6 protein-coding genes are annotated in these 10341 nt (G+C 57.0%); 3 read left to right on the forward strand and 3 right to left on the reverse strand.

Going from position 1 to position 10341, the window contains the following annotated elements; genetic code table 11:
• Together ABX962_RS19585 and ABX962_RS19590 are read right to left on the reverse strand one after the other, a co-directional pair.
• Positions 1 to 1496 (reverse strand): PAS domain-containing protein (locus ABX962_RS19585; RefSeq protein ID WP_372721717.1); only part of this gene is annotated, 1496 nt, incomplete at its 3' end.
• 738 nt (positions 1497 to 2234) lie between these two features.
• Positions 2235 to 3452, reverse strand: coding sequence for an amino acid aminotransferase (locus ABX962_RS19590; protein WP_372721718.1), 1218 nt, complete (start codon positions 3450 to 3452; stop codon positions 2235 to 2237).
• Between the two features lie 112 nt (positions 3453 to 3564).
• On the opposite strand from ABX962_RS19590, the gene ABX962_RS19595 reads away from it, so the two are divergent.
• Positions 3565 to 5028, forward strand: coding sequence for a GMC family oxidoreductase (locus tag ABX962_RS19595; RefSeq protein ID WP_372721719.1), 1464 nt, complete (start codon positions 3565 to 3567; stop codon positions 5026 to 5028).
• A 9-nt stretch (positions 5029 to 5037) separates the two neighbouring features.
• Here ABX962_RS19595 and ABX962_RS19600 read toward each other — a convergent pair whose 3' ends face one another.
• Positions 5038 to 6981, reverse strand: a complete 1944-nt coding sequence (locus ABX962_RS19600; RefSeq protein WP_372721720.1) for a trypsin-like peptidase domain-containing protein — start codon at positions 6979 to 6981, stop codon at positions 5038 to 5040.
• A 280-nt stretch (positions 6982 to 7261) separates the two neighbouring features.
• On the opposite strand from ABX962_RS19600, the gene guaB reads away from it, so the two are divergent.
• Positions 7262 to 8746: an IMP dehydrogenase gene (gene guaB / locus ABX962_RS19605; RefSeq protein ID WP_339940176.1), complete on the forward strand. Its 1485-nt coding sequence runs from the start codon at positions 7262 to 7264 to the stop codon at positions 8744 to 8746.
• On the forward strand, positions 8721 to 10341 hold a 1621-nt coding region (locus tag ABX962_RS19610), incomplete at its 3' end, for a hypothetical protein (RefSeq protein ID WP_372721721.1). The genes guaB and ABX962_RS19610, both read left to right, overlap by 26 nt.

Below are 10341 nucleotides of genomic sequence, written 5' to 3' on the forward strand. Positions count from 1 at the left end.
AGGTCCTGTTCGATTTCTTTTTGGTCGGTGAGGTCAATCGTCGAACCGGCCATGCGGTAAGGCTCGCCGCTATCGTCCCGCAAAGCATCGCCGCGAGCATTGACCCAGCGGTATTGGCCCGACTTGGTTCGCAAACGGAACTCGGTGTCATAAGGTTTGTTGCTGCAAAAATGTTCTTTCAGGGCAATCTCGAATTGAGCCTTGTCGTCGGGGTGCAGCGAATCGGAAAACGAAGAGAAAACGTTCGGAAACTCATCGTCGCGATAGCCGAGCAACTGCTTGAATCGAAGCGAGTAATAAAGTTCACCGGATGAAATGTCCCAGTCCCAGATGCCGGCGCTGGATCCCTCGGCGGCGAGTTGGAATCGTTCTTCGCTTTTTCGCAAAGCGACGATATTCCGCTCTTGCTCGGTGATGTCCTGGACCATCCCGAGTCGTCGAATTGCTTTGCCCGATTCGTCGGTCACCACTTCGCCACGCTCACGCAGCAGCCGGATTTCGCCGTGGGGACCCCGAATTCGAAACTCTTGTTCAACATATTGGTTGTCCGAACCGGCCATCGAGAGCAAGGTCAGTACGCGATCGCGGTCCTCGGGATGAACTTGATCCATCAAGCAGTCAAGCGATCCATCGCAGTGATCCGCTTGGATGCCAAAGATCTCGAAGGTTTGCTCAGACCCCTGGAACTTTCCTAACCGCAGATCAATGTCCCAACTGCCCATGTTGGCAATACGCTGGGCGTTGGACAGCAAGACTTGTCGCTCTTGAAGTTCGTTGGTGGTTTGGATCAGTTGGGTCAGGTCGCGAGAAATTCCTGACAGCCCGACTAGGTTGCCTTCGTGGTCACGTTGGGCTCGGACGTTGGTGCTGAGCGTGACGACGCTGCCATCTTTGCGGAACACACCGCATTGATAATCAAGTTGTTCGACGCCGGTTTGAACAATCGTCATGAACGTCTTGAGCGTCTCTTCAAAACTTTCCGGAGTGATGAACTCAAGAAACGACTTGCCAATCAATTCGTGAGATTCCCAGCCGTAAATTGCTTTGGCGGCTTGGTTGATAAATGTGATGAGCCCTTCGGCATCGACGGTCCAAATCAAGTCGTGCGAGGATTCGACCAGATCACGGTAACGCCGTTCACCCGATTCGACCGCCGCTTCAGAATTTTTGCGAGCCGTGATATCACGCCAGATGCCAAGGATTCCCAAAACATGATCGTTGTCGTCCATCAGTCGTGTGACTTGGGCATCGGTCCAAACGCGACTTCCGTCTTTGCGCCAATCGAGAAATTCGCCCTTCCAATCCTGGCCCGCCAATAGAGATTGGATTTGTTGGCGGATCGAATCACGTTCTTGCAGCGGATAACGGTCCACCAGCGAATGCCCCACCATTTCGTCGGCGGTCCAGCCGAACAGGTTCGTCGCACCGTCGTTCCAGTAGCTAACCGTTCCCGCGATGTCGGTCACAATCGCCGCGTCTTGAAGGCATGAGAGCAAAAGAGAGTCGCGGGGCGTAATGCGAGATTCGAATGATTTGACCGCTGTCGATGATGTTGCCGCTGGATCCGTCATTTCATTCTTGCTGCGTCATCAGTCCGGTGGGACACTGTCAGGATGCCTACGGCGGTTACCGCAGGCCTCGTTTTGCTAACGTTTTACCGATCAGCGGCCTGACGCTAGCGTCTTCGGCTCACGAAATCGACTGGCAACTTAGGAGCGGTAATTAGGGGGCAGCCCAGTTTAGTCCGCTGAATGGCTTGGTGGTATCACCCCTGTACACGTGGTACCAGGGTGGTCTGGCTCTCTTTGCGATGCGGAGTTGCGGACGCATCGGCAAACGCCACCGATCGCGGCGCTCGGGCCACCTTAGCAGTATCGCGGAAGTGATTAAAGAACAGTTACCCAGAGCGACGCTGCCCAGAAGAAGGGATTGGGCGATGTGTTGCGGAAGACAGGGCCTACCGCGATAGGGGGGGCTTTCCTGCGGGAAGTCGCTAGATAGCGTGGCATTCTGGTTAATGCTGCAGTAGCCGCCCGCTTTACCCTCCCAGCGAAGACGGCTGATTGTGTTAGCCGTTTTGGTCAATGCTGTGAAGTATTTTCTCGTAGCGACCGTCGCCCGAAGGTGGTCGTTCGCATTTGCACGGCAACGATCCACGCTCTGGCGAGCGTAACGAAAAAACATAAATGTTGTAATATGCCGTCTCTAAATGCCTATCGCGTTGCCGCGAACGGCTACAGGACAGACGCAACCGCTTGGCACAGCGAATCCATCTTGTCTTCGCTCATGCCGGCGACGTTGATGCGGCCGCTGCCGACGATGTAGATGCCGTGCTTGCTTTTGAGTTCATCGACTTGCATCGGGGTCAAGCCACTAAAGGAAAACATCCCTTTTTGCTTGAGTAAAAACGAGAAATCGTGGCCTGAGCCGGTGTTCTTCATTGTTTCAACGAACTGTTGACGCAGGGCATCGATCCGCTCGCGCATCTCGTCGACCTCTTGCTTCCAAAGCTTCGTCAATTCCGCGTCTTGCAAAACCGTTGCCACGATCGCGCCGCCGTGACGCGGTGGGTTGCTGTAATTGGTGCGGACGATTGTTTTCAGCTGACTGTGGGCAGCTTTGGTCGTTTCCGCATCCGCCGCGATCAAGCAAACCGATCCAACACGCTCGCTGTACAAGCCAAAATTCTTGCTGAATGAATTGCAAACGATCGCTTCGTCGACCGCGTCCAAGATCGTGTTCAATCCCGTTTTGTCTTGCTCGATGCCTTCGCCAAAGCCTTGATAGGCGAAATCGATCAGCGGAATTAGTTGACGCTCGGCCACCGTTTTGGCAATCGCCTTCCAGTCCTCGGGGGTGGGGTCGACGCCCGTAGGGTTGTGGCAGCATGCGTGCAACAGCACCGCATCGCCCGGTTTGGTCTTTACGCTTAAATCTTCGAGCATCCCCGCCAAATCGAACGAGGTGCGATCGCTGCCGAGATAGCGGTACGTTTCGCTCGCCAATCCCGCTGCGGCAAAAATAGCCGGATGGTTCGCCCAGGTGGGCGAGGGCATCCAAATTCGTGTTGGCGAAAGTTGCGCGACGATGAAATCGGCCGCGACTCGAAGCGCTCCCGTGCCGCCGGGAGTCTGCAAGATGGCGACGCGGCTCGTGTCCAGTGAGTCACCGAAGACCAGCGAGCGGACTTGTTCGCGATAATCCGGCAATCCATCGATCGACAGGTAGCCCTTGGTCGCCTCGTTTTCGATCAACCGTCGCTCGGCTTCCTTGACGCACTTTAAAATCGGCGTTTGCCCCGACGCGTCCTTGTAAACTCCGACGCTGAGGTTCATCTTGCTAGGATTCTTGTCCGCCAAAAACGCTTCGGTCAGCCCCAAAATGGAGTCGGGCGGAGCGGTCGGAATTCCAACGAAGCGGTGCACGGCATTCGATTTTGCGGACGCATTCATAGCAGAATTGAGAATTGGATAGGGACGGGATGGAATGGTTCCCGGAAATCCTAATCAACAAACGACTTATCGCCTATTGCCAACTGCCCCAAATTTGGACACTGCTGCTTCTATGTCTTCCCCTGACATCCTGATTGTCGGTGCTGGATCGGCGGGATGTACTCTCGCCCACCTATTGCACCATCAACACGGCTATTCGGTCACGTTGATCGAGCCGCGAGCGGCGGAAAACCCAGAAACCGTTGCCGCGACCGAAATCGATCACACTCGGCCCGCTCGCTGGTTGAAATTGCTGGGCACTTCGAGTGATTGGAACTACGCGACCGAAGCGTCGAAGTCGCTCGCCGGCCGATCGCTGAATTGTCCCCGAGGCCGAGGTGTGGGCGGCAGCAGCCGGATCAATGCGATGATCTGGTTTTCGCCGACCGACGACGATTTCAACATGTTTTCCACCGCCGCGGCAGATGATCGCTGGTCAACCGAGTCGCTGCGGTCTGCCTACCAAGCCGCCGAGCGAGTGGTACAGCCCGAATCGGCCCGCTGGATCAGCGAACCGGCCGAGCGGTTTTTGCAGGCGGCGACTCCGTTTGGCACTCCGGTGGCATATCGCAGGATGAACCGCAACGGACGCCGTTGGTCCCCCGCCGCTTTGATTGCAAATTCGTCCGGCATCCAGACGGTTCGGGCCAGCGTCGATCGCATCCTGTTTCGTGATGATCAAGCAATTGGAGTCAAGTTGGCAAACGGAGACGAGATTGCTGCCGGCAAACGAGTTGTTTTGTCGGCCGGCAGTATCGCTAGTCCCGCGATCTTGATGCGAAGCGGCATTGGGCCTCGCGATTCGTTGCGAGACGCCGGTGCTCAAGCGTGGCTGGACGTGGCGGAGGTCGGCCAGTGCCTGCAAGACCATCTGGTGATGCCCGTCGTATTTTCGACTAGTGCTACAGCTCGCTTTGATCTAAACGTCTCGCCGCGAGACCTGGTGCGATTTGACGCTCTCGGCCGCGGACCGCTCGCGTCGAATATTGCCGAAGCCGGGGGCCTGTTTAATAGCGGTGCCCTTCAGATTCATGTGACGCCGACACATTACCTCCGCTTTCCGCAGCCCGGTGCGCCGGCGGCAATGACGATCGCCGTCAATCCGACCAAACCGAAATCGCGTGGGCAGCTTGCGATTCGGTCGCTCGATGCAAGCGAACCGCCTCGGATTGATCTTCGTTATTTGGCGGATCCCGCCGACGTCGAAACGACGATCGCGGGCGTGAATTTGGCTCGCTCGATCGCGGCGCAGTCGCCGCTACAAAATTGGATTGGGCCCGAAATGGTGCCGGGGGCAAAACGGGACAGCGACCAGACGATTGCCAAATCGATCTCGCGTTACGCGCAAACGCTGTATCATCCCGTCGGAACCTGCGGGCTTGGACGTGTCGTTGACGCGGATTTGTCGGTGATCGGCACTCGTCGATTGTCGATTGTCGATGCATCGGTGTTTCCCGAGCTGACGGCGGGCAATCCCAATGCGATGGTGATCACGCTTGCGATGTGGTTCGCAAATCAATTGGCAGGGACGTGCTAGAAAGCCGGCCTAGATCTTTCCGCCTTTACAGTGTGGACATATTCTGCCCCCTTTGCCGTTGCAGGTCGAGCAGCGCTCTTGAGTGACCTGTTGGGCGCGAATCGGGCGTCCGGTCAATGGGTTGACGCCTTTGACGACCGTTTCTCGCCCGGCAACCACGCCTTTGTTGCAGGTTCGCACGGGGCAATCCAGGAATCCGCGACCATCGCAGGCAACACACCAATTGTCTCGCAGGTACAATCCGCCAGAGTCACGGCTGCTGTCAGCGACCTCGCTGAACAACTGAGACGTCGATTTCTGTTTCAGCCCCCAGCAATAAACGGCAACCGAGCTTTTTTCGACCGTGTTCAGCCGCTGTGCCGCCGTGTGACTTGATTCCACATCGGTAAGCGAAGCGGTTTGCACGTTTTCGTAGAACCAGCGACGAAATTCGCCTGAGCCAAAGAAGAACCCTTTCGCATCGCTTCCCGAAACAGGCGTGTCGTAGGCGATCCCGACGACGCGGTTTTCAGCATCCAATACCGGACCGCCGCGGTTTCCGCCCATGACGCGGGCAGACGTTTGTAGCGTCACTCCGCTGCCCGAGGAACCAAGGGCCGAGACGCTGCCGCGAATCGCTTGTGACTGCAGGACCTCGCCCGCTTGCGTTTGCAGCCCTCGCTGCAATGCCGCTTGGCCACGTGAAAATCCAAGGATGCGAATCGGCGTTCGTTTGGTGGGATCATCCAACGCGACTTCCACCGGGGCAAGCTTTAGGTTCGGTACCCGCAGCGCCGCGATCTCGGCTCCCATTTGACCGTTCTGAGGGCGTACATAGGAATAATGGGTCCACGCCACGTTGCCGCTTCCAAATCCCGAGCCCACCGATGACGAAACCGCCACCGATCGCGTCGATGAGATCAGCAGATCCCGCACAAGCTCGCTGCGGCGCGCCGAAGACGCAGGGTCGACAATCACCGTGATCAGTTTGGGACCGTGGTAGTTCGTCGTTTCCACGACGGGGCGTGCGGTCAACACGATTCCCGGGGACACCACAAAACCGGTGCCGGTTGCAAGCAGTTGCAGATTCGGTCGTGGTGCATCGATGCCGTCGATTTTGATGTTCGCATCGGATTCCGACGGAACGTCAAAATCAAGTGTGTAATGCCACCCTGCTTCCAATTTTGTGCCGCTACCGGCGTTGTTCGATAACGCCACCGTTCTCATCAGCCGTTGCCGTGTGCTTGGTGAAAACGTGATGAAGCTGTCGGTGTTGGTCGTCAACTCATGTAACAGTTCGGCGTTAGATTGAACGATCGGTGGCATTCGTTCGACCGACTCGATCGCTCGCACCATGCGTGTCGCGGCTGAATCCCCTTTGCGTCCTTTGATCAAACAGATGGCCAAATTGTTGTTCGCCGAACAAAACGTCATCCGATGCCGCGACGGGTCTGCGGCCTGCTGCTTTTCGATGCGGCGGAGCGTGTCCTCTAGTAGCACAGCGGCCCGTGAATGTTCGTTGCTGCCGCAGCTGAGCGTGACCGCAGCCCACAGGCCCGCATAGGGGCTCTCTTTGATTTCATTGTGGATTTCAATCAGCAACCGGCTGACCGTTTGAGGACGCTCGGCCACCGTTCGCAGATGGTCCTTGACCAATTCGAATTGCCGTTGGTCTTGGAGGTTAAACCAGCGGATCGCGAGATACTTCTGGTCCGCCTCGCTCAATTGGGCAATGGGGATGTTCCGAACCATCTTTTGGCCCTTGATCAACAACTCCACCGTCTCGTCATTCTGGCTAACCAGCTCCGCCTCGACGACGGTTCCGGCGGCCGATTTCCATTGGCGAATGGCCGGGGCGTTCTCGGGCGGCTGTGCGTAACTGGTCGTCGCTAGTCCCCAACTCAGCCCCAGCAGCAAAAGCGTGGTCGGTAAGGTGGAAAACGATCGCAGGAATGGAGACGAGGGGCGATACATCTGAAGGTTCGTTGGTTTCTAGTTCTGCGGAGGGGTGGTTCTCGGTTTTAGTTTACTGATCCCGCAGCGGGTGGCAAGTAAGAAGTCGTGAAACCGAAATCGGTGTCGAGCCAGCGGGGTTTGGCGGGGGGATCGCAGTCACTGCGGAGAGGTTTGCGAGGATCCTTGGGGGGCCTATTTGTCAGGCCCTACACCAAATCCGCTTGGTGCGGCATAATCAGGGGTTTTCCCCAACAGGTCGCATGCCCTGCCTGAACGCTCTAGGTAATCGGTAATAAAGATGACGGAAGATAAAATTGGCAAACTCGGCGTTACCTTCGATGACGTCCTCTTGCTGCCACGCTACAGCGAGGTTGTGCCCAGCGAAGTGGATGTGACAAGCCGGCTGACCAACCGGATCTCGCTACAGATCCCACTCATTTCCTCGCCCATGGATACGGTCACCGAAGCGGAAATGGCGATCGCGCTAGCAAAAGAAGGCGGGATGGGGATCATTCACAAGAACCTGTCGCCCCGCAGCCAGACCCAACAAGTGCTGAAGGTGAAACGTTCGGCCAATGGCATCATTGTCGATCCCGTGACCTTGCCCCCCGAGGAAAAGGTCAGCCGGGCGGCGGAATTGATGGACCAGGCCAACGTCTCGGGAATCCCGATCGTTTACGCCGATCGCAAGCTTGCTGGTATTTTGACGCGACGCGACCTGCGTTTCCTAGAGGACCCAAACCTCCCCGTTTCGGAAGTTATGACACATGAGAACTTAGTGACGGCTGTAGGGAATGTAACGCTTGAGGAAGCTGAGCGAATTTTAACGGCAAAAAGAGTCGAGAAACTTCTCCTGGTTGACGAAGATAGAAGACTGACGGGGTTAATAACGATTCGTGACATCGACATGATGAAGCGATATCCGCGTGCTTGCAAAGATCCGCTCGGCAGATTGCGGGTCGGAGCGGCGATCGGAGTCGGTGATTTTGATCGAGCCGAGAGTTTGATTCGACAAGGCGTTGATTTGCTAGTAGTCGATTCGGCTCACGGGCACAGTCAGAACGTGATTGAAACCGTCCGAGAAATTAAGAGTCAACGTGATTGGGACATCGATATTGTGGCCGGGAATGTGGCCACCCCTGAAGCGACTCGTGATTTGATCGAAGCGGGGGCAGATGCGGTGAAAGTCGGCATCGGCCCAGGTTCGATCTGTACGACGCGAGTTATCAGCGGTGTCGGGGTCCCTCAGATCACAGCGATTTTGGACGCAGTCAAAATCGCCGAAGAGAGAAACATACCTATCATCGCCGACGGCGGCATTCGCTTCAGCGGTGATATTACGAAGGCAATCGCGGCCGGCGCGAGCACCGTGATGATCGGAAGTCTGTTCGCAGGCCTGACCGAGAGTCCGGGCAAGATGATCCTGTACCAAGGTCGTACGTTCAAGTCGTACCGGGGGATGGGATCGATGGGCGCGATGGTCAAAGGAAGTAGCGATCGGTATCGGCAAAAAGGTGCTGAGGCGGGCAAGCTTGTCCCCGAAGGCGTCGAAGGCCGCGTGCCGTTCAAGGGTCCTCTTAGCGATTACGTCTACCAATTGGTCGGCGGATTGCGAGCGGGGATGGGATACGTCGGAACACGGACGATTGATGAGTTGCGGCACGATGCGAGATTCATTCGCGTCTCCGCAGCAACGGTTAGGGAGAACCACCCGCATGACATTGCGATCACCCAGGAAGCGCCAAATTACAGCCCTGATGTTTCATCAGGCGAAACGAACTAGTCTGGCAATCTTAATTGCCAGTGCCGGGACGCTCGCCGCTTGGAACGCTCCAGCGGCACTCGGCCAGTCGCCCACGGGCTACGGCAATCTTCGTCCGGTTCCCAAAATGGGAACCGTCCCGCCGGCCGCTCCGGCACCCGTTCATAATCCAACCCACGACGGTTGGAATCTGAAATGGGGACGCAATCCCAAGTCGGCTCCGCAGCCCACTGGCACCGCAGCCAGCGACGCAGTGGATCGCCATTTCGCGGGCCAAGATCCGTTTGCCGACGACCTGCCTGCGGCAACCGTTGTCGCCAGCGGTCGTGCGACAAACCAGCAAGTTGTCAACCAACAAGCTGTCAGCGCGGTGGCTCAGCAAGACAGTTCCGTTGGCAGCATGATGGTGCGTCCGGTATCGGCCGTCCAGAATCAACCGGTAAACCCGCTGCAGCAAGCTCAATCGGCTCCAGACCTGCGTTCGGTCAATGCCGTTCCGGCATCAGCACCGGTCGAGCGGACCACATGGTTGGTCGCGCCCCAGCAAGGCGGCGGCTTTGCGTTGCCACCCGAATCGTCGGGGCAACCGCGTGAAGCGGCTCCAGCGAAAACGGACTTCTTCGAGAACCCGTTTGGTGAAGGCTCGACCAAGGGACGTCAAGCGGCACCACGAAACCCAGGTTTCGCACCACCGGCACAAGCGGATCCGGCTCGCCCGGTTGATCCTCGCTCGATGAACCAATTGCGAGGCGAAGCGGGGGCCATGCCGCCGTCGCGATCGTTGCCTGCCCCTGGATCGAAAGTCGACCCACAATCGAAGCTCGAATTGCTGCCTAGTCCTCAAGGCCAACCCACCAGCCCACGTCAATCCAAGCCGGCCCAGGATGGCCGATCGCTCGGCGATTTTTTGAAGGAAGAAGGCAGTGTTCAGCCGCTGCCAAATCCACGAAGCGACAGCACTGAGAGTCCCGAATCGCCCTCGGATCAACAGGGTCGGTTCGAAAACCCCTTTGGCAAACCGGATGGCGGACGCTCCGCGATTGGCGAACGGGATCGCGACCGTTTGGATCAACGCTCGGGCCGCGAAGAGGATGGGGTTGGCAAGTTTGACGGTGTCGATGATCTAAAGCAAACCGCAGGGATCTCGTGCGAAGATTTCCGTCAGCGAATTGCATCGCAAACGATCGACAAGTTGTCGCTGGACATCAGCCCGCCGTTTCGTCCGGACGTGATCAGCGAAGCAGAATACCAAAAGCTGAAGACCAAGTTCGACGAAAACCAGAGCGAACGGCAATGGCGTACGGTCGACGGGCGTCCGCTTGCATCGGGACGTTTGGTTGATTTGGCTTACGAAAAGGCTGTGATTCAGACCGGACATGGTACGACCGAAGAACTCTCGATCAATCGGCTTAGCGAAGCCGACTTGGCCTACATCTCGGATAACTGGGGGCTGCCCAAGGAATGTCTGATCGAGCAAGTCGCCTACACCGAACGTTCATGGCAGAGTACCACGATGACGTGGAAAGCATCCAACTTGTGTCACAAGCCGTTGTACTTCGAAGATGTCAACCTCGAGCGTTACGGTCACACCCGTGGACCGCTGTGGCAACCGGTTG

Origin of the sequence: Novipirellula sp., from assembly GCF_041583735.1 — a bacterium.
Lineage (GTDB): Bacteria > Planctomycetota > Planctomycetia > Pirellulales > Pirellulaceae > Novipirellula.

Coding starts and splice junctions, on each gene's coding strand:
- ABX962_RS19600 (WP_372721720.1), bottom strand. CDS start 6,981: ATGTATCGCCCCTCGTCTCCATTCCTGCGATCGTTTTCCACCTTACCG.
- ABX962_RS19590 (WP_372721718.1), bottom strand. CDS start 3,452: ATGAATGCGTCCGCAAAATCGAATGCCGTGCACCGCTTCGTTGGAATT.
- guaB (WP_339940176.1), top strand. CDS start 7,262: ATGACGGAAGATAAAATTGGCAAACTCGGCGTTACCTTCGATGACGTC.
- ABX962_RS19595 (WP_372721719.1), top strand. CDS start 3,565: ATGTCTTCCCCTGACATCCTGATTGTCGGTGCTGGATCGGCGGGATGT.